The sequence below is a fragment of the Stenotrophomonas sp. YJH_SMC_36 genome, from assembly GCF_059369935.1.
This window is the reverse complement of the sequence record NZ_JCAFTD010000009.1, coordinates 126956-148528: the sequence shown is the minus strand read 5'-3', so window position 1 is coordinate 148528 and position 21573 is coordinate 126956. Positions and strand designations below refer to the sequence as shown.

The following is a 21573-nucleotide window of genomic DNA, read 5'->3' as shown; positions in this document are numbered from 1 at the left end:
AACCTCGGTTGGCACCGATGGCCGCATTCACTGGTGGGTGCCAACCTTGGTTGGCACCGATGGCATGGATCAACACCGGCAGCGTTACCATGGCCAGATGACCACCCCATTCTCCGTACTCGACCATCTGCACATGGCCAGCGCGCTGCGTCTGGCCGAGCGCGCCGCCTACACCACCCGCCCCAATCCGATGGTCGGCTGCGTGATCGCCCATGGTGAACGTGTGGTCGGGCAGGGCTGGCACCAGCGTGCCGGTGGCCCGCATGCCGAAGTGTTCGCGTTGCGCGAGGCCGGTGGTGAGGCGCGCGGTGCCACTGCCTACGTCACCCTTGAGCCCTGCGCGCATTACGGGCGCACACCACCGTGCGCACTGGCACTGATCGAGGCCGGTGTATCGCGTGTGGTCGCTGCGCTGCGTGATCCCTTCCCGCAGGTCGATGGCGGCGGATTCGACCTGCTGCGCGGCGCCGGCATCGAGGTCGCCGAAGGGCTGATGGCGGCGCAGGCACGCGAGCTCAACAAGGGCTTTCTGTCACGCGTGGAGCGCAATCGCCCGTGGCTGCGGGTGAAGCTGGCCGCCAGCCTGGACGGGCGTACGGCGATGGCCGACGGCACGTCCAAATGGATCACCGGAGCTGCGGCGCGCGAAGACGTGCAGCACTGGCGTGCACGCGCTGGCGCGATCCTGACCGGTGCCGATACCGTCCTGGTTGATGATCCGATGCTGACCGTGCGCCTGGCCGATGCCGAGGTGATGCCGCCACTGCGCGTCGTGCTCGATTCGCGCCTGCGTTCGCTGGAATGCAGCCGCGTGCGCGAGGGTGGGGCACCCACGTTGTACCTGCACGATGCGGCGGTCAGCGCACCGGATGCCGCCGATGCCGAGTTCGCCTGCGTGCCCAGTGCCGACGGCCGTCTCGATCTTGGCGCGATGCTGACCCTGCTGGCCGGGCGCGGCATCAACGAAGTGCATACCGAAGCCGGCGCTACGCTGGCCGGTGCGCTGCTGCGCGGCGGCTGGGTGGATGAGCTGCTGCTGTACCAGGCGCCCACCCTGCTGGGTGACCGGGCCCGCCCGCTGCTGGCCGGGCTGGGCATCGAAGCGATGCAGCAGCAACGCCGGCTGCGCGTGGTCGAGCAATGCCAGGTGGGTGAGGACCTGCGCCTGCTGCTGCGGCCGTAGCATTGGCAGGCGGCGGACGAGACGGACGCGCGGTAGCCGGGGTGGTCAGTCGTGGAGCAGGATTGGGGGAACATCCCCCGCGATACGCATGTCCCATGCCTCGAACGGCAGCAATGTCAGCAGAATGGCCTGGTACAGCTGGTCTGAACGTGCCTCATGCACGTCGCCATGGCGATAGGAGGACCACCCCACCACATGGGTGCGATGCAATGCCGCCGGCGCACTGCGGGCGCCGGGTCGGGCAACGCGCAGGCGAGCGTGAATCGACCAATCTCGGGACTGCCCAGCGGCAGGAACGCCTCGGCGCAGGTGGCCGTCGACAGTCGCGCCAGCAGTGCATCGGTGACATCCTGCATCACCGACGCCGAGGTGCTGCTGCCGCAGCCAGGTGGGCAGATCGTCGAGGCTGCGCTGCCAATCGATTCCGTTGCGAGGAACAGCGGCAGCGTCCCACAGGGCCAGCTGGTCGCGCGCAGCCGGATCGTGCTGGAGGACAACACGCGCCTGCAGCGTGTACTCCTGTTCCGGCGTGTGTGGCGCGGCAATGCACACGCCGGTGAACAGACAGGACAGAGCGGCGAGCAGGCGCATGTATGGGGCCGGGAAGGTGCTGCAGGATCGGCCCCGGCATCCTGTGAAGCAATGCAACAAGTTGCAAACGGGGTCATGCAGCGCATGTCCCCGCTGCGATGCCATCATCACGCGATCAGGTGCATTCGAGTGTCGCCGGGCATGGCCCGGCGCTACCACTTAGCGGCTCAGGTGCATTCGTCGGTCCACATCATCTCGGCCAGCGGGCGCAGTGCCTTGCACTCCTGCGTCATCTCCTCGGCCGACTGCACCTGCGCTTTGGCCTTCAGCTCTTCGGCCATCGCGTCCACGCCGCTGATCTGGTTGGGCGCGATCTTCGCCACGCAGCTGCGGTGCTGCTGCAGCAGCAGGTCGCAGCCGGGTATGCCGGTCACTTTCGGCGCGTTGGCTGCCTGCGCGTCCTGCATCCAGTCCTCGAACGGAGCCAGCGCACCGGCCACGGTGCCCACCAGATCATCGAAGTTGCCGCTGTACCAGTAGCCGTTGTCCTTGGCCGGGTAGAGGGTGAAGGTGCCGCTGACCGGCACGCGTGCACCACTCTGCAGCGCCTGGGTGTAGGCGTCGGTGAACTGCTTGCGCGAGGCCGGGCTGGCATGGTCGGCCAGGCTGGCGGCGAACAGCGGGCGGACCTTGCCCAGGTCGGGCACCTGGCAGGTGTAGGTGATCCGCGCCAGCTTCTGGTCTTCAACGTATTCGTTGTCTTCGATCACGCTCTGGGTTGCGCGGCACTTCGAATCACGCAGCGCCTTGGCGTACAGCGCTTCGGTGGCCGCAGCGTCGATCGAAGCGCCGGTGCTGGCCAGTACCGTCTGCCAGGGTTCGGCCAATGCCTTGGCCAGCGCGCCCGGGTTCGGGGTCACGGCGTCCTGGCCCTCGAACGCCGGCTTCAGCGCGTCGTTGAGCGTGCGCGTGGCGGTCGCGTCGTCTTCCAGCAGTACGCGGGCATAGAGATCGAACGTCTGTTCGGGGCTCAGCTGCGTCGAGGCGGCGCTGGCGAACAGGGGAGCGCACAACAGTGCAGTGGCCAGCAGGGAGCGCAGGGGGGTCTTCATGACAGTGATTCCGGGTCCAGAGGCGGGCAAGCCTAGCGCATCTGCCCACGCTTTCGATGGCGCGATGCAGCCAGGTAACGGTGTGCAGCGGAAAAAAAACGGGCCCCTTGCGGGGCCCGTTCGATCGCACGACGAGGATCGGGCAATCAGAAGCTGGCGCGGACGCCGGCCGAGAACTGGGTGACATCGCGCTGGCCGGAGACTTCTCCCACCAGGCCCCAGGTCGGGGTGAAATTGATCTGGCCACCGACGGTGCCGACCCAGGTGCCCTTGAAGTCGTTGCCGCCATCCATGTAGCCGGCCTTGGCCCACGCTTCGGTCTTCGGCGAAGGCTTGCCACGCACGCCCATGGTGGCGCGGGCCAGGTTGGTGTGATCCTTCAGGTGTTCGCGGCCGAACAGATCCGATTTCACGGTCAGCTCGGCGTTCTGGCGCACCCAGGCGATGTCGGCGGTGTAGTCCAGGCGGTCCGTCCACGGCATGTGGTAGCCGATGCCCAGCTCAGGCTGGTCCAGTTCGAACTTGGCCGACGCACCGGTGAAGTGGTAGCTCTTGCTGGTACGCGACCAGCTGCCGAACACGTGCACCTGCTCGGCCAGCGCGAACGAACCGCGCACGTAGCCGCCGTCAAGCTTCGGGTCGTTGAAGTCGCTGTCGTCGGTCTTGACCTGGGTCCAGCCACCTTCGACGTAGGTGTAGCTCAGCCCTTCGGCGGCCGAGGCCAGCGGAGCGACGGCCAGCAGGCTGGCGATGATCAGGAGCTTGCGCATGGGAATTCCTGTGAATTGCAGTCCATTGGCGGGCGCGCCGGAGGCGCAGCCCGTGGCGACCTCATGTCGTCCGCGGCGAATTTTAATGAAAGTTTTACAAAATGCGAGAGACAGCCGTCACAGGCTGGGCAGGCTTGGGGTCAGATCCGTTTCCCGCCGGGAAACGGCTGCGGCGCCGGGCATCCCACCCCGTTCAGCCCGGGCTGGTACACTTGCTGCGCCGGTTCGCCGGTACACAAACGTCTTCAGGGCGGGGTGCAACTCCCCACCGGCGGTAGGTGCGCAAGCACGAGCCCGCGAGCGCCCCGGCCCACGGCCGGGGGTCAGCAGATCCGGTTCAAGGCCGGAGCCGACGGTCATAGTCCGGATGAAAGAAGACGGTGCCACAGGGCTCATGCCCTGCGCGTGCCTGTTTGCCTTGCGGCGTTTTTCGCTCACATCCTGCGGAGAACGTTACTTGTTTACTGGAATCATCGAAGGCGTCGGCCGTCTGGCCGCACGCGAGTCCATCGGCGGCGATGTCCGCTTCACCTTCAATGTCGGCAACCTGCCGTTCGACCACGTGCAGATGGGCGAAAGCATCGCCATCAACGGTGTCTGCCTGACGGTCATCGCATTCGACGCCAACAGCTTCCAGGCCGATGCCTCCACCGAGACGCTGGGCCTGACCACGCTGGGCCAACTCGAGCAGGGCGCGGTCATCAACCTCGAGCGTGCCATGCGCCCGACCGATCGTCTGGGTGGGCATCTGGTCAGCGGCCACGTTGATGGCCTGGGCCAGGTGCTGTCCATCCACGATGACGCGCGCGCCCAGCGCTGGCGCTTCGCCGCGCCGGCCTCGCTGCTGCGCTACATCGCCAAGAAAGGCTCGATCTGCGTGGACGGCGTCAGCCTCACCGTCAACGAAGTGGACGAGGAAGGCTTCGAGGTCGCGCTGATCCCGCATACCGTGGCCAACACCGCCTTCTCCGCCTCCGGCGTGGGCAGTGCGGTGAACCTGGAAATCGACCTGGTCGCCCGTTATGTCGAACGTCTTGTTGGCGGGCACCTGCAGGGAGGCGCAGCATGAACTTCGCGCCGATCCCCGAGATCCTGGAAGACATCCGCCAGGGCCGCATGGTCGTCATCGTCGATGACGAGGACCGCGAGAACGAAGGCGACCTGATCATGGCTGCCGAGCTGGTCAAGGCCAGCGACATCAACTTCATGGTTACCCATGGCCGTGGCCTGGTGTGCCTGCCGTTGACCCGCACCCGCGCCGCCGACCTGGGCCTGGCGCCGATGGTGCAGGCCAACACCGCGCAGTTCCAGACCAATTTCACCGTCAGCATCGAAGCGGCTGAGGGCGTGACCACCGGCATCTCCGCCCATGACCGCGCGCATACCATCCGCACCGCGGTGAAGCCCAACGCGCGGCCGTCGGACCTGCACCAGCCCGGCCACATCTTCCCGCTGATCGCCCAGCCGGGCGGCGTGCTGACCCGCGCCGGCCACACCGAGGCGGGCGTGGACCTGGCCATGCTGGCTGGGCTGGAACCGGCCGGCGTGCTGGTGGAGATCCTCAACCCGGACGGCAGCATGGCGCGTCGCCCGGAGCTGGAAGTGTTCGCCCGCGAGCACGGCCTGAAGATGGGCTCCATCGCCGACCTGATCGCCTACCGCCTGGCCACCGAGAAGACGGTCGAGCGCGTTGATGAGCGCGACATCGATACCGAGTTCGGCCCGTTCAGGCTGGTGACCTACCGCGACCGCATCGCCCACGACCTGCACTTCGCCCTGGTCCGCGGCACTCCCGACGCTGGCACGCCTACGCTGGTGCGCGTGCAGGTGGAGAATCCGCTGGCCGACCTGCTGCACTGGCGTCGTGACGATTTCGGCGTGGCCGCCACCGACGCGCTGCGTGCGATCGCCGCCGAAGGTGCCGGCGTGATGGTGGTGCTGTCGGCGCCGCGCGATGGCGAGGCGCTGCTCGCGCGCCTGCGCCAGCAGCCCGCACCGGTGGTGCCGGGCAAGGACAAGGATGTGGGCCAGTGGCGCCGCAATGGCGCCGGTGCGCAGATCCTGTCCGATCTGGGTCTGGGCAAGCTGCGCGTGCTGGGCACGCCGCGCCGGCAGATCGGCCTGGCCGGCTATGGCCTGGAAGTGGTGGAGACGGTGGCCCTGTAACGGTCGCCCCGTGGGGTCGGAGCCCGCGGTGCGGGATCCGACCCCGGTAGCGCCGGGCCATGCCCGGCGGATGCCAGGCCCCCGCCAACCACGGCCGGGGCCCATCCACGCTAGAATTACCCCTTATCGAGTCCCCCAAGCCGCATATGAGCCACTACGAAGGCGATCTTCGCACTCCCGAGTCGGCGCGCTTTGCCATCCTGGCCAGCCGCTGGAACGCCCGCATCACCGATACGCTGGTGGCCGGCGCGCGCCAGAGCCTGGCCGGCAACGGCATCACCGAAGCCAACATCGACGTGATCCGGGTGCCGGGCGCCTGGGAACTGCCGCTGGTCGCCGCACGCCTGGCCGCCGCCCATGAACACGCCGCCATCCTCACCCTCGGCTGTGTGATCCGCGGCGACACCCGTCATTACGAACACGTGGCCGACCGCTGCGCCGAAGGCCTGATGCGCGTGCAGCTGGATTTCGGCGTGCCGGTACTGAACGGCGTGCTGGCGGTGGAACGCGTGGAAGATGCCGAGGCCCGCGCCGGCGGCAGCCACGGCAACAAGGGCGAGGAAGTCGCACTCGCCGCATTGGAAATGGTCAATCTTCTGGAGCAGCTGCCATGAACAAGAACACCCAGGGCAAGCCCTCCGGTAAACCCGTCCGCCGCGATGGCATTGATCCGGTGCTGCGCTCGCGCGCGCGCCGTCGTGCCGTGCAGGCCGTCTACGCGTGGCAGATCTCCGGCGGCAACGCACAGTCGCTGATCGCCCAGTTCGCGCATGAGCAGGCCCGCGAGATCGCCGATCTGGCGTACTTCGAGGCGCTGATGCACGGCGTGCTCGACAACCGCACCGACATCGACGAAGCGCTGGGCCCGTATCTGGACCGTGGCATCGAGGAAGTCGATGCCATCGAACGCGCGGTGCTGCGCCTGGCCGCGTACGAGCTGCGCTACCGCCTGGACGTGCCGTACCGCGTGGTGATCAACGAGGCCATCGAATCGGCCAAGCGCTTCGGCTCCGAACACGGCCACACCTACGTCAACGGTGTGCTGGACCGCGCCGCCGTGGAATGGCGCAAGGTCGAATCGGGCCACTGACCCGATCGCTGTAGAGCCGTGCCCTGCCTGGCTTGCCGCGCAGGGCAGGGCTGCGTCCGGTAGTGTGGCGCGTGATCGAACTGCAGCCGCGCATGGCCCGGCTGCTACCTAAGAGCAGAACGCCCCATGTCCCTGGCCGAATTCGCCCTCATCGACCGTATCCGCGCCCGTACCGCCGAGCGCGATGACGTGCTGCTCGGCATCGGTGACGATGCCGCGCTGCTGCAGCCGCGCGCGAACGAACAGCTGGTGGTGACCGCCGATACACTCAACAGTGGCGTGCACTTCCCGGTGGAGACGCCGGCCTTCGATATCGGCTGGAAGACGCTGGCGGTCAATCTGTCCGATCTTGCGTCGATGGGCGCGCGACCGGCCTGGTGCACCCTGGCGCTGTCATTGCCGGAAACGTCCGAAGACTGGATCGAGGCATTCGCCGATGGCTTCTTCGCATTGGCCGACCAGCATGACGTCGCGCTGATCGGGGGTGACACCACGCGCGGACCGCTGTCGTTGTCTGTCACCGCGATGGGCCAAGTGGGCCGTGGTCAGGCCCTGCGCCGCGACCGTGCACAGGCCGGCGATGACATATGGGTCAGTGGCACGCTGGGGGATGCGGCAGGTGCGCTGCGCCTGTGGCAACAGGGGGCGCTGAACGTGGCCACGGCCACGTTGCTGGCCGATTACGAACGCCTGCGCGTGCGCCTGCTGCGGCCGACGCCGCGTGTCACCCTCGGCCTGCGCCTGCGTGCCTTCGCGCATGCGGCAGTGGATGTGTCCGACGGACTGCTGGCCGATCTGGGCCACATCGCCCGCCGCAGTGACGTGGCAGCGCATGTCGATACCGATGCGTTGCCGATCTCGCACGCGCTGCGTGAGCTGCTCGGCCGCGATGGCGCGCGCGACTGTGCATTGCGTGGCGGAGACGACTACGAGCTGTGCTTCACCGCGGCCGCCGATCAGCGCGACGCACTGCATTACCTCGCCGAATCGCTGGACCTGCCGCTCACCCGCATTGGCCGCATCGCCGAAGGGCAGGGCGTGCACGTGGATGGCGAAGTGGCCGACGGTGGTTATCAGCACTTCGCCTGACGAATGAGAACGCCGGGCATGGCCCGGCGCTACCGTCCTGACACGGACGGCGTTCATGCACAGGGCGGCGCCTCATGCAGGAGGCAGCACCTTGCCCGGGTTGAGGATGCCATCCGGGTCCAGCGTGGCCTTGATCGCGCGCATGGTCGCCAGCGTGGCGGGAGTGAACGCCTGCGCCATGAAATCGCGCTTGGCCAGGCCAATGCCATGTTCACCGGACAGTGTGCCGCCCAGCGCCAGCGTCAGCGCGAAGATCTTCGGCAGCGCCGCATGCGCTCGCGCGCTCTCATCGGCATCGTCCGGGTGGTACAGGATGTTGACGTGCAGGTTGCCGTTGCCGGCATGGCCGAAGGTGACGATGGTCAGGCTGTACTCGCCTGCCAGCGCCTGTACCCCGGCAACCAGGTCGGGAATGCGCGATACCGGCACCACCACGTCTTCGTTGATCTTGCCGGGTGCAACGCTGCGCAGCGCGGGCGACAGTGCCTTGCGCGCCGCCCACAGCTGGTCGCGTGCGCGGCCCTCCATCGCTACGTCCAGTTCCATCATGCCGTCGCCTTCGGCAGCGCTGGCCAGCGCCTGCAGCAGGTAGGGCAGGGTGTCGTGGTCGCCATCGGCCTCGACCAGCAGCATCGCGCCGGCCTCCGGTACGTCGGCGCCATTGAGGCGCAGCAGTTCCAGGCTGCGCGCGTCCATGAACTCCAGGCGGGTGGGTACCACTGGCTGCGACATCAGCCGCGATACCGCGGCGGCGGCGGCATAGGCATCGCGGTACAGCACGCGCAGTCCGGCCTGCGCGACCGGCAGCGGCGTCAGCTTCAAGGTAGCTTCCACGATCAGCGCCAGGGTGCCCTCGCTACCCACCAGCAGGTGGGTCAGGTCGTAGCCGGTTGCATCCTTGGTATAGGCACCACCGCAGCGGATCACCTCGCCGGTGCCGGTGACCGCGACCAGCCCCAGTACGTTGTCGCGGCTGGTGCCGTACTTCACCGCGCGTGGGCCACCGGCATTGCAGGCGAGGTTGCCGCCGACGCTGCAGATCTCCGCGCTGGACGGGTCCGGCGCCCAGAACAGCCCATGCGGTGTCAGCGCCTGCTGCAGGGCGCCGTTGAGCACGCCAGGCTGCACCACCGCGCAGCGATCACCGGCACGGATCTCGACGATGCGATCCATGCGGGTGAACGACAGCACGATGCTGCCCGGCAGGGGCACCGCCGCCCCGGTGGTACCGGTGCCCGCGCCACGCGCGACCAGGGCCACGCCGTGCACGCGGCAGGCGCGGACCAGCGCCTGCACCTGTTCGGTGTCGGCCGGCAGCGCGACGGCGGCGGGGCGTTGCCGGCGCCATGAGTTGTCCTGCGCATTCGCCTCCAGCGCGGTGTCATCCATGCGCCAGCCCTCCGTGCCCAGCAGGGCGGACAGTTCGGCAACCAGGGCAGCGGGCAGGGCAGGGCTCATGTTGGATCTCGTGGAACAACCGGTACGGAGTGGATGGCCTTACAGGCGGCTTCTGCGCCGGGCATCGGCACGGCAGCGTGGGTGATGATCGAGGGCATCAGCAGTCGTCCAGCCGGAATGCGTCGCGCAGCCAGTGCAGCTGTGGCGGTTCGCCGCTGGCCTCGACCACGTCGAAGCGGCAGGGCGCATCGGCCAGTGCAGGATGCGCCTGCAGGTACAACTGTGCGGCCTGTACCAGGCGCCGGCATTTGCGGGGGTCGACCGAGGCGGCAGCGCCGCCGAAGTCGCTGCGCGCGCGGTACCGCACCTCCACGAAAACCACGGTACCGGCGTCGTCCATCACCAGATCCAGTTCACCGCTTCGATAACGGACATTGCGCGCGCGTGGCTGCAGCCCGGCCTGTTGCAGGTGCAGCTCGGCGGCGGTTTCCATCGCCGAGCCCCGCTGCGTGCGCTCAGCGACCACCGACGATCGGCATCGGCCGGCCGCCGCTGAAGGTCGACCACGCCGGCTGGCGCAGGATGTTGCCATTGCCATCGAGGAACAGGGTGCCGGTGGCGCCTTCCAGGCCGCCTTCGTTGGCCAGCTTGTCCAGATAGCTGCTGATCTTCCACGCGTCGGCGCCGAAGGCGAACAGGCGGCCGGCGGCACCGCGCGCGCTGGGCAGCGTGCTGGCGACCTGGCTGGCCGACGGCAGGCCGGAGACACTGCGCACGTTCCAGGCTTCATTCGGGTAGACGATGCCGTCCAGTGCCACGTCTTCCTCCACCTTGCCGCTGCCGATGGTCAGCTGGGACGTACCGACGCGGGTGGCGCCGCCGACACCGGCCAGCGCCAGCTGCGGCGCAAGCAGCCGCGCCTGCGGAGCGCGCACGGCGAGAAACACAGCGTCGACCTGGCCGGCATTGCGCACCTGGGCGCCGACATCGCCCACCGCTTCAGGGACCGATACCGTGGCGGCCACCTGGCCACCGCGCTGGGTGAAACGCTGGGAGAAGGCCGCGGCGGCGCGGCGGCCGGTATCGTCGCTGCTGCTGATGACCAGGGCGCGATTGCGCTCACGGCCGCGCAGGTATTCGGCGGCGACGATGCCGTCGTCTTCCGGGGCGAGCGAGAAGCCGGCGCTGCCGGCCGGCGGTGAATCCTTGCCACGGTTCAGTGCCAGCACCGGCACCTGCAGCGGCTGGCGGCCGTATACCGCATCCACTTCATCGCGGCCCAGCGGGCCGACGACGAAGTCGGCACCGGAGGCCACTGCCTTGTCGTAAGCAGCCAATGCACCGGCCGGCGTGCCGGCGGTATCGAAGAAATTGATGTCCGGGCGGCGGCGCGATTCGCCGTAATAGGCGGCGAGCAGGCCATCGCGCACCGGCTGTGCCGCGGTGGCAAGGCGGCCACTGAGTGGCAGCAGCACGGCCAGCTTCGCCGGCGGGCGGTAGCCATCGCTCATTGCCGGCGGGCGCTTGCTGGTATCGAACTGGGCGGCACCGTCGCGGTCGAACGGACGCGGAAGCGGCAGGCCGCGGGCGATCAACGCACGGCCGGCGAAGTTGTACAGCGGATCGTTGGCCGGCAGCGCGGCGGCACGGCTGCGCAGGGTGGCATCGTCGAGGGTGCCGAGCAGGCCTGAAATGGCCGCCTGGTTCTCGTTGCGCGCGCTGCCGGTGAGGCCGGCCTGCGCGCGTGCGCGGTCGCTGGCGGCGCCGAAGGCATCGCCAGTGGCCTGCAGGGCCTGGGCACGGGCGAGCAGCCAGCGCGTGCGCAGGCCGGGTGCGACGTTGTCGCCATTGTCCTTGAGCAGGGCCAACGCCTGTGCGGGTTGCTTGTCAGCCAGTGCCAGCTCGGCGCCGGTCAGCTGGTAACGCTGCAGGCTGGCACCGGACAGCTGGCGGGCGCTGAGCTGCCCCAACAGGCTGCGCGCGCGGGTGCTGTCGCCGGCCAGGTGCCACGCCCAGGCTGCATCCGCCAGGGCATTGCTGCGCGCGCTGCCGCGCAGGGTGGCCGCCAGGCCCTCCAGCTGCATCGCGGCGTCGCGCGGCTTGCCCTGTTCGATCAGCGCCAGCGCCTGGCTCTGGGCCGGCGATTCGGGCGCGCTGGTGAAGCTGGTGGTGGCACAGCCGGCCAGGAGCATCAGCGACAACGAAAGGGCGGAGATGCGTGCGGCGGGCTTGTTCATGATCGGGTCCATGCGATGAGGGCAGCGGCCTTGGCCAGGTACACGCTAGGATTCTACCCTTGCCCCGTGAGTACCGCTGAAATGAGTGTCCCCACCCTGTATGTCGTCGCCACGCCGATCGGCAACCTGGCCGATCTGAGTCCGCGCGCACAGGAGGTGCTGCGTTCGGTAGCGGCGATCTGTGCCGAAGACACGCGGCGCAGCGGCCAGCTGTTGTCCCATTTCGGCATCCAGCAGCCGCTGGTGGCGCTGCACGAGCACAACGAAGACGCCCTGGCGCAGCGACTGGTCTCGCGCCTGCAGGCGGGCGAATCGCTGGCGCTGGTCAGCGATGCCGGCACGCCGCTGGTCAGCGATCCCGGCTTCCGCCTGGTACGGGCCGCGCGCGCGGCGGGCATCCGGGTCAGCCCGGTTCCGGGTGCCTGTGCCGCCATTGCCGCGCTCAGCGTGGCCGGCCTGCCCAGCGATCGCTTCAGTTTCGAGGGATTCCTGCCGGCCAAGGCCAGCGGGCGCCGCGACCGGCTGCAGGCGCTCGCCGGCGAGGTGCGCACGATGGTGTTCTACGAATCCTCGCACCGGATCGCCGAGTCCCTGGCGGACATGGCCGCGATCTTCGGCGGTGAGCGGCCTGCGGTGCTGGCGCGGGAGCTGACCAAGCTGTTCGAGACCGTGCTGGATGGCGATCTGGCGGCCTTGCGGGCAACGGTCGAAGCCGACGAGAACCAGCGCAAGGGCGAGTTCGTGGTGATGGTGCAGGGGGCCGGCGACGACGAGGAAGCGCAGCTGGCCCATGGCCGTCGCGTCTACGCCACATTGAGCGAGCACCTGCCGCCGTCGACCGCCGCCAAGCTGGCCGCCGAGCTGACCGGCGCACCGCGCAAGGCGTTGTACGGCCGGTAGCGCCGGGCCATGCCCGGCGTGCGCGTCGCGCGGCATCGAACAGCCACCGGGCAGGAACCACCCGCGTACGGTAGAATGCGCGCTGGCGGAGCCGGCCAGACAGTCGCGTCATCCCTTGCGGGGTGCCGAGGAAAGTCCGGGCTCCACAGGGCAAGGTGCCAGGTAACGCCTGGGCGGCGCAAGCCGACGGAAAGTGCAACAGAAAGATACCGCCTACGTCTTCTTCGGAAGGCCGGTAAGGGTGAAATGGTGCGGTAAGAGCGCACCGCGAGTCTGGTAACAGACCGGCACGGCAAACCCCACCTGGAGCAAGACCAAATAGGGATCCTTTGGCGCGGCCCGCGTTGGATCCGGGTAGGTTGCTTGAGCGTTGCGGTGACGTAACGCCTAGAGGAATGACTGTCCACGACAGAACCCGGCTTATCGGCCGGCTCCGCCTCCATTCACCTGTGTAGCGCCGGGCCATGCCCGGCGGCATCCTGCCCGCCGTTCAGAAGTCGATGCGGCTTCCGGCGACGAATACGCCCTGCGGCCCGAAGCGGCGTTCATGGATCTGCCCGTGGCCATCACCATCGATCAGCAGCACGGTGCTGGCACGGGTGCCGTAGTCGTCGCCGCGGATGAAGGCCGGGCTCAACCAGCGCTCGCGTTCCAGTCCGATGCCGGTGTCCGGCAGGTCACTGTCGGCAGGCCGGTGTTCGTCGGCCAGCGCGGTCCATAGCGGGGTCAGGTCCGGGGTCAGATCCCTTTCGCTTTGCGAAGGAGATCTGACCCCGTCTTCTTCCAGCCAGGCCGTCAGCGCGGCCATCAGCCGCTGTGTCTTCGGCCAGGGGGCATCCAGTGCACCGTTGGACATGCCATGCACGCCCGGCCCCAGGCGCTGCCGTTCGGCAGGGTGGTTGCCCAGATACTCCAGGCTGTCGCTATCGGCCAGCAGCAGGTTGAACGGGGCGTAGGCGCCGGCCACGGCCGCCAAGCGGTCGATATGCACTGCGGCCGGGTCGCGGCCACGCAGGAAGTCGGCCACCAGCGCGCCACGCGAGGGACCGGTCTGGGCGGCCAGCGGATCGCGCACATTGGTGACCACCGCCATCCGGCCGCCGGCACCGACGCCGGCCCAGCCTCCTCCGGAGCGGAGGTCGCGCCCGCCGATGACGGAGGTCTCATCCTGCCAGCGGGCCAGCGCCGCAGTGGGGCGGGCGTGGAACTCATCACGGTTGCCGGTCATCACCAGCCGCCAGCGCGGATGGTGCATCCAGCCAAGAGCAAGCAGGCACATGACGTCATTGTGCCCGGTTTGCGCAGTCTGGCGCCGCTTTCAGCCAGTTCCCGATGAATGCGGGGGCGATGTTTCACGCCCCCTGCACAGGCCTGAACTTCCGTTCAATCTCAAAAATTGAGACGGATCAGCAACTTGTGGATAAGCCTTGAACAATTCTCTAAAGGTTGCTGCAAGCCATTGATGTGGCTGGCGATTTCCCTGCGGAAAAGTTGTTGACAACCCTTCGCTCGCTGCTAAGGTGGGCATCAGAGGGAAATCCGGGTGTTTTGTGGGTTTTCGTGGTTCAATGTTTCACCGGGCGAAGGACAAGGTGCAGGCGTCGTGTTTCAGGGCGAGACGGCCATCACAGTTGACGACAAGGGGCGCATGGCGGTTCCCACCGCTTACCGCGACCTCGTCGCGCGCGCCAGCAACAACCGTCTCGTGTTGACCTACAACCCGTTCGAAGCCGGCTGCCTGTGGCTGTATGCCGAGTCCGAATGGGAGCGGGTCCGCGACGATGTCATGTCCAAGCCCAATACCCAGCGCGTCGTGCGCCTGTTGCAGCAGAAGCTGGTCGGCTCGGCCGCCCACCTGGAGCTGGACGGCAACGGTCGTATCAGCATTCCCGCCAGCCACCGCGGTGCGGTGGGCATAGAAAAGAAGGCGGTATTGCTCGGTATGGGCGACAAGTTCGAATTGTGGAGCGAGCAGGCGCATCGTGCCCTGATCCAGCAGACGTTGTCTGACGAGGATCTGGGCGATGGGTTGCTCGACCTGAAGTTGTGAGCCGGGGTGCCCGGATGCGCCCAGAAGCGCAGGCCGGTCACCTTCCGGTGTCGCAGTCGCCGGCGGTGCACCTGCCGGTCCTGTACACCCAGGTCCTGGACGGCCTGAGGGTGATCGAAAACGGACGTTATCTGGATGGCACGTTCGGTCGTGGCGGTCACGCACGTGGCGTGCTCACCCAGTTGGGGCCGGAGGGACGCCTGCTGGTCATGGACAAGGATCCGGAAGCCATCGCTGTGGCCGAGCGCGACTTCGCGCCGGACCCGCGCGTGTCGATTTTCCGTGGCAGCTTCGCCCAGCTGCTGCAGTGGAACGAGACGGCCGAAGGCCTGGATGGCGTGCTGTTCGATCTCGGCGTGTCCTCGCCGCAGCTGGACGTGGCCGAACGTGGTTTCAGCTTCGGCAAGGACGGCCCGCTGGACATGCGCATGGATCCGGACAGCGGCGAAAGTGCCGCGCAGTGGATCAACCGCGTCGAGGAGCGCGAGATCGCCGACGTGCTGTGGACCTATGGCGAAGAGCGGCAGAGCCGGCGCATCGCCCGCGCCATCGTTGCCCGCCGCGAGAAGCAGCCGTTCTCCCGCACCGCCGAACTGGCCGAACTGATCGCGTCGGTGATGCCCCGCGGCAAGGACAAGATCCATCCGGCCACCCGCAGTTTCCAGGCCATCCGCATCCACATCAACCGCGAGCTGGCCGATCTGGAGGCCGGGCTCGACGCGGCGGTGGAACGGCTCAAGCCCGGCGGCCGGCTGGCGGTCATCAGCTTCCATTCGCTGGAAGACCGTATCGTCAAGCAGTACATGAACCGTCTGGCCAAGGCGCCGCCTGCCAACCGCCGCCTGCCTGAAGCGGTCGCGTTCGTGCCGACCCTGGACCTGATCGGCGGGGCCATCAAGGCCACGGACGACGAACTGGCCGCCAACCCGCGCGCGCGCAGCGCCGTGCTGCGCGTGGCCCAGAAGCGGGAGGCCGACGCATGAGCCGCCTGCTGCTGATCATTCTGCTGGCCTCCACCGTGGCCTCGGCGATCGGCGTGGTGTTCGTGCGCCACCGCCACCGGCAGACGTTCATCGAGCTGTCGCGCGCCGAGCGTGCGCGCGATGACCTGAACATCGAATTCGGCCGCCTGCAGCTGGAACAGGCCACTCTGGCCGAAGCCAACCGCGTCGACCGCATCGCCCGTGAAAAGCTGGGCATGAAGTTCCCCGAAGCCGCCGACGTAGTGGTGGTGCGCCCATGAGCAAGACCGGCCGCAACCGTCCACGCAACGCCTTCAACCTGCGCCAGCGCCTGCGCTGGGTGGCGCTGGCGCTCGGCCTGTGTTCGGTGTCGCTGGTCGGCCGCGCGGCCTACGTGCAGATCATCAACAGCGATTTCTACCAGCGCCAGGGCGAGGCCCGCTACCTGCGCGAGCTGCCGATCAAAACATCGCGCGGCATGATCACCGACCGCAACGGCGAACCGCTGGCGGTCTCCACCCCGGTGGCCTCGATCTGGGTGAACCCGCAGGACCTGCTGCGCGCGCCTGACCGCATTCCGGAACTGGCGCAGGCCGTGGGCATGTCGGTGGACGAGCTGAGCAGCCGCCTGTCGCAGAAGTCGGACAAGGAATTCATGTACCTGCGTCGCCGGATCAATCCGGACGAGGCAGAAAAGGTGGTCGCGCTGAAGATTCCAGGCGTGGCCGCGCAGCGCGAGTTCCGCCGCTTCTACCCGCAGGGCGAAGCGATGGCGCATGTGCTGGGTTTCACCAACATCGACGACCGCGGCCAGGAAGGCCTGGAACTGGCGTTCGACGAATGGCTGCGCGGCAAGCCGGGCGCGAAGCGGGTGATCCGCAACCGCAAGGGCGAGACCGTCGAGAGCGATCTGCTGCGTGCCGCCGAACCGGGCAAGGACCTGACCCTCAGCATCGATCGCCGCATCCAGTACCTGGCCTTCAAGGAACTGCGCAATGCGCTGGTGGCCAACAAGGCGGCCGGCGGTTCGATGGTCATCATGGACGTGACCACCGGCGAGATCCTGGCCATGGTCAACCTGCCGACCTACAACCCGAACTCGCTGACCGGTGCGTTGCCCGATTCGCGCCGCAATCGCGCGGTGACCGATCTGGTCGAACCGGGCTCGACGATGAAGCCGTTGACCATCGCCACCGCGCTGCAGGCAGGCGTGGTGACCAAGGACACCATCGTCGACACCAATCCGGGTTACATGACCCTGGGCCGCTTCACCATCCGCGACGTGCCGCGCAACAACGGGGTACTGAACGTGACCGGCGTGATCACCCGCAGCTCCAACGTGGGTGCCGCCAAGGTCGCGGCGAAGATGCCCGACCAGACCTTCTATGACGGTGTGCGGCGCTTCGGCTACGGCTCGGTACCGCACAGCGGTTTCCCGGGTGAGTCGGGAGGTGTGGTGATGCGTCCGGGCCGTTGGTCGGGAACCACCAAGACCACCATGTCCTATGGCTACGGCCTGTCGGTCACGCCGTTGCAGATCGCCACCGCGTACTCGGCGCTGGCCAACGGTGGTCGCCTGATCGCACCGACCTTCGTCAAGGGGCAGCGCAACGAAGGCCAGCAGATCATCGACGAGAACGTCGCCAAGCAGGTGGTGGCGATGATGGAAACGGTGGTCACCCAGGGCGGCGCCAAGCAGGCGGCGGTCCTGGGCTACCACGTCGCCGGCAAGACCGGTACTGCGCGCAAGGCCGGCCCCGGCGGCTACGAGCGCGGTCACTACAACGCGCTGTTCGCCGGCGTGGTGCCCGCCACCAACCCGCGCTTCGCCACTGTCATCGTCATCAATGATCCGCAGGCCGGCAAGTTCTACGGCGGCCTGGTGTCGGCGCCGGTCTATCACAACGTGATGGAAGGCACTCTGCGCCTGATGGATGTGCCGCTGGACGACCTGCAGTCGTGGCTGGCCGCGCAGCAGTCCGGAAAGATGGGGCACTCGGCCTCGATCCTGCCGGCCCCGCCGGCCGAGACCGCGCTGCCGGTCGATGCCGCCGCCGAATTCGATGCCGCGCTGCCCAGCGCGCAGGTCCAGACGCCGCCCGCCACGGGAGGCACGCAATGAGCCCTTCGATGTTGCTTTCGCAGTTGCTTCCGGACGTGGCCCTGGCGGGCCATGATCCCGTTCTGACCGGCCTGGTGCTGGACAGCCGTGCCGTACGCCCCGGCAATGCCTTCGTGGCCATCGCCGGTTTCGGCGCACATGGCCTGGGCTTCGTCGATCAGGCGCGTGCGGCGGGCGCCGGCGCGATCCTGTTCGAGCCGCCGGCACCGGACGATCTGCCCGCACCGGCCGATGCCATTGCGGTACCGGGCCTGCGCGCACGCATGGGCGCAATGGCTGACCAGTTCCACGGTGCACCGTCGCGGGCAATGGCGATGGTGGGTGTCACCGGTACCAACGGCAAGACGTCCACCGTGCAGCTGCTGGCCCAGGCCTGGCATCTGCTGGGAACGCCCAGTGGCAGTATCGGCACGCTGGGTGCTGGACTTTACGGCGCGGTCGAGCCGACCGGTTTCACCACGCCGCTGGTGCTGCAGATGCATGCCCTGCTGGCACAGCTGCGCGACCAGGGCGCGCGTGCGGTGGCGATGGAAGTCAGTTCACATGCGCTGGACCAGGGCCGCGTCGATGCCGTGCATTACGACGTGGCCGTGTTCACCAACCTCACCCGCGATCATCTCGATTACCACGGCGACATGGCCAGCTACGGCGCGGCCAAGGCCCGCCTGTTCCATCGTCCTGGCCTGAAGGCCGCGGTGATCAACCTCGACGACGCGTTCGGTCGCCAGCTGTTCGCCGACCTGCCGGCCGGCGTGCTGCCGATCGGCTTGAGTTCGCGCGGTGCGGCCGATGCCAACGTGCGCGCCGAAGCGCTGCAGCTGGACGGCCGTGGCATCGCCTTCGAACTGCTCATCGACGGCCAGCGTGCTGCCGTGCAGTCGCCGCTGCTGGGCCGCTTCAACGTCGACAACCTGCTGGCCGTGGCCGGCACCCTGCACGCACAGGGCCAGTCACTGCCGCGTATCGCCGAGGTACTGTCGGCGCTGCAGCCGATCCGCGGCCGCATGAACCGCCTTGGCGGCGAGCAGGGCCTGCCGACCGTGGTCATCGACTACGCGCACACGCCGGATGCACTGGAACAGGCACTGGACAGCCTGCACGGGCATCTGCAGGGCACGCTGTTCTGTGTGTTCGGCTGTGGCGGCGAACGTGACACCGGCAAGCGCCCGCAGATGGCGGCCATCGCCGAGCGGCTGGCCAACCAGGTCATCGTCACCGATGACAACCCGCGCGGCGAGGACGGTGACCGCATCGTCGCCGACATCCTTGCGGGATTCACCGATGCCGGCGCGGTGACGGTGCAGCGCAACCGTGCGCGCGCGATCGGCCTGGCCGTGAAGCGCGCCGGTGCCGGCGACATCATCCTGATCGCCGGCAAGGGCCATGAGCCCTACCAGGAGATCAAGGGCGTACGCCACGACTTCGACGACACCGAAGTGGCGGCCGCTGCACTGGCTGCCAAGGCCGGTGTGCTGGCGGCGGAGGGTGCACGATGAAGCGCACCCTGCTGTCGCTGATCGCGCACTGGGCTGGCGGCGAGATCCACGGCGACGATGTCGCCATCGATGCCATCAGCAACGATACCCGCAGTCTCGGCCCGGGCAGCCTGTACGTGGCCCTGCGTGGCGAGCGTTTCGATGGCCATGACTTCGCCGCCGACGCGCAGGCCCGTGGCGCCAGCGCGCTGCTGGTCGAGCGCCTGCTGCCGGTCGAGCTGCCGCAGGTGCTGGTCGCCGACAGCGAACTGGCGCTGGCGAAGATCGCCACGGGCATGCAGCGCGACCGCAGCACCGAGGTGTTCGCGATCACCGGCAGCAACGGCAAGACCAGCGTGAAGAGCCTGCTGCTGGCCATCCTGCAACAGGTGGCACAGCACGCGCACAAGGTGGTCTATGCCAACCCGGGCAACCGCAACAACGAGATCGGCCTGCCGCTGGCGGTGATCGATGCGCCGGAAGATGCCGACTACGCCATCTACGAGATGGGCGCCGGCAAGCCGGGCGACATCGCCTACCTGACCGATATCGCCCGCCCGCGCTATGCGCTGGTCAACAACATCGCGCCTGCGCATCTCGAGCGGATGGGCAGTCTGCTCGGCGTGGCCACCACCAAGGGCGCCATCTACGCCGCACTGCCGGCCGACGGCGTGGCGGTGATCAATGTCGATGATGCCTACGGACGCTGGTTCGAGCAGCACTTCGTCGGCGTCCCGCCGCGCTGCCGCGTGCTGCGTTACGGCCTGGAACACACCGCCGACATCACCGCGCGTGACATCCGCGCCGGTGCGCAGGGCAGCCAGTTCACGCTGGTCTCGCCGATGGGCGAAGCACGCGTGGTGCTGGGCCTGCCGGGCCGCCACAACGTCAGCAACGCGCTTGCTGCCGCCAGCCTGGCGCTGGCTGCCGGCATCGACCTGGCATGGGTTGCCGCCGGCCTGGCCGACGCACAGCCGGTGCCCGGACGCCAGATCGCGCACCAGCTGCGCAATGGTGCGGTGCTGGTGGACGACAGCTACAACGCCAATCCCGGTTCGCTGGCCGCCGCCATCGATGCGCTGGCGGCCGCCCCGGAAGAGGGCTGGCTGGTGCTGGGTGACATGCGTGAGCTTGGCCCGGATGCGCAGTCGCTGCACGCGCAGGCCGGCGTCCGCGCGCGCGCCGCAGGGCTGAAGCGCCTGTATGCGCTCGGTCCGCTCAGTGCCGCCGCCGCCGCCGCGTTCGGCGAAGGCGGCCGCCAATTCGCCACCCATGACGCGCTGTCGCAGGCGTTGAAGGACGAGCTGCACGCCGGCGTGCGCTGCCTGGTCAAGGGTTCCCGTGGCAGCGCCATGGACACGATCGTCAAAGCGCTGCTGGCGCAAGGAGAGGAATCCCCGCATGTTGTATGAACTGGCTCGATGGTTGCAGCAGTTGGAGAGCCTGTTCGGGCTGTTCAACTACCAGACGTTCCGCGCCATCCTTGCCGCGTTGACGGCCCTGTTCCTGTCGCTGTGGCTCGGCCCGGCGATGATCCGCAAGCTTGCCCAGTTCAAGGGCGGCCAGCCGATCCGCAAGGACGGCCCGCAGACCCATTTCTCCAAGGCCGGCACGCCGACCATGGGCGGTTCGCTGATCCTGCTGACCGTCACCCTGTCGGTGCTGATGTGGGCCGACCTGCGCAACCGCTACGTCTGGCTGGTGCTGGCGGTGATGCTGTGCTTCGGCGCGATCGGCTGGTACGACGACTGGATCAAGATCGTCCGCCGCGACCCGAACGGCCTGAAGTCGCGCTGGAAGTACCTGCTGCAGTCGATCTTCGGACTGGCCGCCGGCCTGTTCCTGTTCTATACCGCTGATGTGCCTGCCGCACTGACCTTCTACATTCCGATGTTCAAGTCGGTGGCGCTGCCGCTGGCCGGCATCGGCTTCGTGACCATCGCCTACTTCTGGATCGTCGGCTTCTCCAACGCGGTCAACCTGACCGATGGCCTGGACGGCCTGGCGATCATGCCCACCGTGCTGGTCGCCTGCGCGCTGGGCGTGTTCGCCTACGCCTCCGGCAACGTGGTGTTCGCCAACTACCTGCAGATCCCGCAGATTCCCGGTGCCGGTGAGCTGGTCATCATCTGCGCCGCCATCGCGGGCGCCGGGCTGGGCTTCCTGTGGTTCAACACCTATCCGGCAATGGTCTTCATGGGCGACATCGGCGCGCTGGCGCTGGGCGCGGTGCTGGGCACGATCGCGGTGATCACCCGCCAGGAACTGGTGCTGGTGATCATGGGCGGCGTATTCGTCATCGAGACCCTGTCGGTGATGATCCAGGTCGCCTCGTTCAAGCTGACCGGCAAGCGCGTGTTCCGCATGGCGCCGATCCACCACCATTTCGAACTGAAGGGCTGGCCGGAGCCGCGCGTGATCGTGCGCTTCTGGATCATCTCCGTCGTGCTCGTGCTGATCGGCCTGGCCACGTTGAAGGTGCGCTGAC

General features: G+C 68.0%; 21 protein-coding genes, 1 other RNA gene and 1 riboswitch. Of the genes, 15 read left to right on the top strand and 7 right to left on the bottom strand.

Translation table 11 applies throughout. The features are described 5' to 3' along the window. Positions 1-97: 97 nt before the first annotated feature. Complete coding sequence (gene ribD, locus AC5P76_RS17310) at positions 98-1183, top strand: bifunctional diaminohydroxyphosphoribosylaminopyrimidine deaminase/5-amino-6-(5-phosphoribosylamino)uracil reductase RibD (protein WP_253119424.1); 1086 nt, start codon at positions 98-100, stop codon at positions 1181-1183. Positions 1184-1228: 45 nt separating this feature from the next. Here ribD and AC5P76_RS17305 read toward each other — a convergent pair whose 3' ends face one another. The 3 genes from AC5P76_RS17305 to AC5P76_RS17295 all read right to left on the bottom strand — a co-directional run bounded on the left by AC5P76_RS17305 (position 1229) and on the right by AC5P76_RS17295 (position 3596). Next, on the bottom strand, positions 1229-1774 hold the full coding sequence (locus AC5P76_RS17305; RefSeq protein ID WP_253119422.1) for a hypothetical protein: 546 nt from the start codon (positions 1772-1774) through the stop codon (positions 1229-1231). 167 nt (positions 1775-1941) lie between these two features. Continuing rightward, positions 1942-2826 (bottom strand): hypothetical protein, encoded by an 885-nt coding sequence (locus tag AC5P76_RS17300; RefSeq protein ID WP_253119419.1) that lies wholly within the window; start codon positions 2824-2826, stop codon positions 1942-1944. A 146-nt stretch (positions 2827-2972) separates the two neighbouring features. After that, positions 2973-3596 carry a hypothetical protein gene (locus AC5P76_RS17295; protein ID WP_053518907.1) on the bottom strand — a complete coding sequence of 208 codons (624 nt, stop codon included), beginning with the start codon at positions 3594-3596 and terminating at the stop codon, positions 2973-2975. 237 nt (positions 3597-3833) lie between these two features. Continuing rightward, a riboswitch (FMN riboswitch) is annotated at positions 3834-3979 on the top strand. Positions 3980-4053: 74 nt separating this feature from the next. On the opposite strand from AC5P76_RS17295, the gene AC5P76_RS17290 reads away from it, so the two are divergent. The 5 genes from AC5P76_RS17290 (at position 4054) to thiL (ending at position 7941) form a co-directional block, all read left to right on the top strand. Continuing rightward, positions 4054-4665, top strand: coding sequence for a riboflavin synthase (locus AC5P76_RS17290; RefSeq protein ID WP_111186317.1), 612 nt, complete (start codon positions 4054-4056; stop codon positions 4663-4665). After that, positions 4662-5762, top strand: coding sequence for a 3,4-dihydroxy-2-butanone-4-phosphate synthase (ribB, locus tag AC5P76_RS17285; protein WP_053516472.1), 1101 nt, complete (start codon positions 4662-4664; stop codon positions 5760-5762). Before AC5P76_RS17290 ends, ribB begins: the two co-directional genes overlap by 4 nt. 146 nt (positions 5763-5908) lie before the next feature. Next, entirely contained in the window at positions 5909-6376 is a 468-nt protein-coding gene (gene ribH, locus AC5P76_RS17280) for a 6,7-dimethyl-8-ribityllumazine synthase (protein WP_010481977.1), read from the top strand. Further along, the gene (gene nusB, locus AC5P76_RS17275; protein WP_053516471.1) at positions 6373-6852 is read left to right on the top strand and encodes a transcription antitermination factor NusB; all 480 of its coding nucleotides are present in this window, start codon (positions 6373-6375) and stop codon (positions 6850-6852) included. The genes ribH and nusB overlap by 4 nt, the downstream gene beginning before the upstream one ends. A 126-nt stretch (positions 6853-6978) precedes the next feature. Beyond that, positions 6979-7941 carry a thiamine-phosphate kinase gene (thiL, locus tag AC5P76_RS17270; RefSeq protein WP_164151686.1) on the top strand — a complete coding sequence of 321 codons (963 nt, stop codon included), beginning with the start codon at positions 6979-6981 and terminating at the stop codon, positions 7939-7941. Between the two features lie 72 nt (positions 7942-8013). On the opposite strand, the gene AC5P76_RS17265 is transcribed toward thiL, so the two are convergent. The 3 genes from AC5P76_RS17265 to AC5P76_RS17255 all read right to left on the bottom strand — a co-directional run bounded on the left by AC5P76_RS17265 (position 8014) and on the right by AC5P76_RS17255 (position 11576). Then, on the bottom strand, positions 8014-9399 hold the full coding sequence (locus tag AC5P76_RS17265) for an FAD-binding oxidoreductase (RefSeq protein WP_253119416.1): 1386 nt from the start codon (positions 9397-9399) through the stop codon (positions 8014-8016). Between the two features lie 97 nt (positions 9400-9496). After that, positions 9497-9865: a YraN family protein gene (locus AC5P76_RS17260; RefSeq protein WP_253119413.1), complete on the bottom strand. Its 369-nt coding sequence runs from the start codon at positions 9863-9865 to the stop codon at positions 9497-9499. After that, positions 9855-11576, bottom strand: a complete 1722-nt coding sequence (locus tag AC5P76_RS17255) for a penicillin-binding protein activator (protein ID WP_128989130.1) — start codon at positions 11574-11576, stop codon at positions 9855-9857. The genes AC5P76_RS17260 and AC5P76_RS17255 overlap by 11 nt, the downstream gene beginning before the upstream one ends. Before the next feature lie 81 nt (positions 11577-11657). On the opposite strand from AC5P76_RS17255, the gene rsmI reads away from it, so the two are divergent. Together rsmI and rnpB are read left to right on the top strand one after the other, a co-directional pair. Beyond that, the gene (gene rsmI, locus AC5P76_RS17250; protein WP_065175817.1) at positions 11658-12476 is read left to right on the top strand and encodes a 16S rRNA (cytidine(1402)-2'-O)-methyltransferase; all 819 of its coding nucleotides are present in this window, start codon (positions 11658-11660) and stop codon (positions 12474-12476) included. Between the two features lie 87 nt (positions 12477-12563). After that, positions 12564-12915, top strand: an RNA gene (rnpB, locus tag AC5P76_RS17245) — RNase P RNA component class A. A 51-nt stretch (positions 12916-12966) separates the two neighbouring features. Here the strand turns inward: rnpB and AC5P76_RS17240 are convergent. Further along, positions 12967-13755 (bottom strand): NRDE family protein, encoded by a 789-nt coding sequence (locus tag AC5P76_RS17240; protein WP_065175816.1) that lies wholly within the window; start codon positions 13753-13755, stop codon positions 12967-12969. A 324-nt stretch (positions 13756-14079) separates the two neighbouring features. On the opposite strand from AC5P76_RS17240, the gene mraZ reads away from it, so the two are divergent. The 7 genes from mraZ to mraY are packed head-to-tail and all read left to right on the top strand — an operon-like array spanning position 14080 to position 21572. Next, positions 14080-14526 (top strand): division/cell wall cluster transcriptional repressor MraZ, encoded by a 447-nt coding sequence (gene mraZ, locus AC5P76_RS17235; protein WP_004143635.1) that lies wholly within the window; start codon positions 14080-14082, stop codon positions 14524-14526. A 14-nt stretch (positions 14527-14540) separates the two neighbouring features. Then, the gene (rsmH, locus tag AC5P76_RS17230; RefSeq protein ID WP_053516464.1) at positions 14541-15509 is read left to right on the top strand and encodes a 16S rRNA (cytosine(1402)-N(4))-methyltransferase RsmH; all 969 of its coding nucleotides are present in this window, start codon (positions 14541-14543) and stop codon (positions 15507-15509) included. Next, positions 15506-15769, top strand: coding sequence for a cell division protein FtsL (gene ftsL, locus AC5P76_RS17225; protein ID WP_053516463.1), 264 nt, complete (start codon positions 15506-15508; stop codon positions 15767-15769). Before rsmH ends, ftsL begins: the two co-directional genes overlap by 4 nt. Further along, positions 15766-17610: a peptidoglycan D,D-transpeptidase FtsI family protein gene (locus AC5P76_RS17220; protein ID WP_065182805.1), complete on the top strand. Its 1845-nt coding sequence runs from the start codon at positions 15766-15768 to the stop codon at positions 17608-17610. The genes ftsL and AC5P76_RS17220 overlap by 4 nt, the downstream gene beginning before the upstream one ends. After that, positions 17607-19106, top strand: coding sequence for a UDP-N-acetylmuramoyl-L-alanyl-D-glutamate--2,6-diaminopimelate ligase (locus AC5P76_RS17215; RefSeq protein ID WP_253119411.1), 1500 nt, complete (start codon positions 17607-17609; stop codon positions 19104-19106). Before AC5P76_RS17220 ends, AC5P76_RS17215 begins: the two co-directional genes overlap by 4 nt. After that, positions 19103-20497 carry a UDP-N-acetylmuramoyl-tripeptide--D-alanyl-D-alanine ligase gene (locus tag AC5P76_RS17210; RefSeq protein ID WP_253119408.1) on the top strand — a complete coding sequence of 465 codons (1395 nt, stop codon included), beginning with the start codon at positions 19103-19105 and terminating at the stop codon, positions 20495-20497. The genes AC5P76_RS17215 and AC5P76_RS17210 overlap by 4 nt, the downstream gene beginning before the upstream one ends. Further along, positions 20487-21572 carry a phospho-N-acetylmuramoyl-pentapeptide-transferase gene (mraY, locus tag AC5P76_RS17205; RefSeq protein WP_053516457.1) on the top strand — a complete coding sequence of 362 codons (1086 nt, stop codon included), beginning with the start codon at positions 20487-20489 and terminating at the stop codon, positions 21570-21572. Before AC5P76_RS17210 ends, mraY begins: the two co-directional genes overlap by 11 nt. The last annotated feature ends 1 nt before the right edge of the window (position 21573 follow it).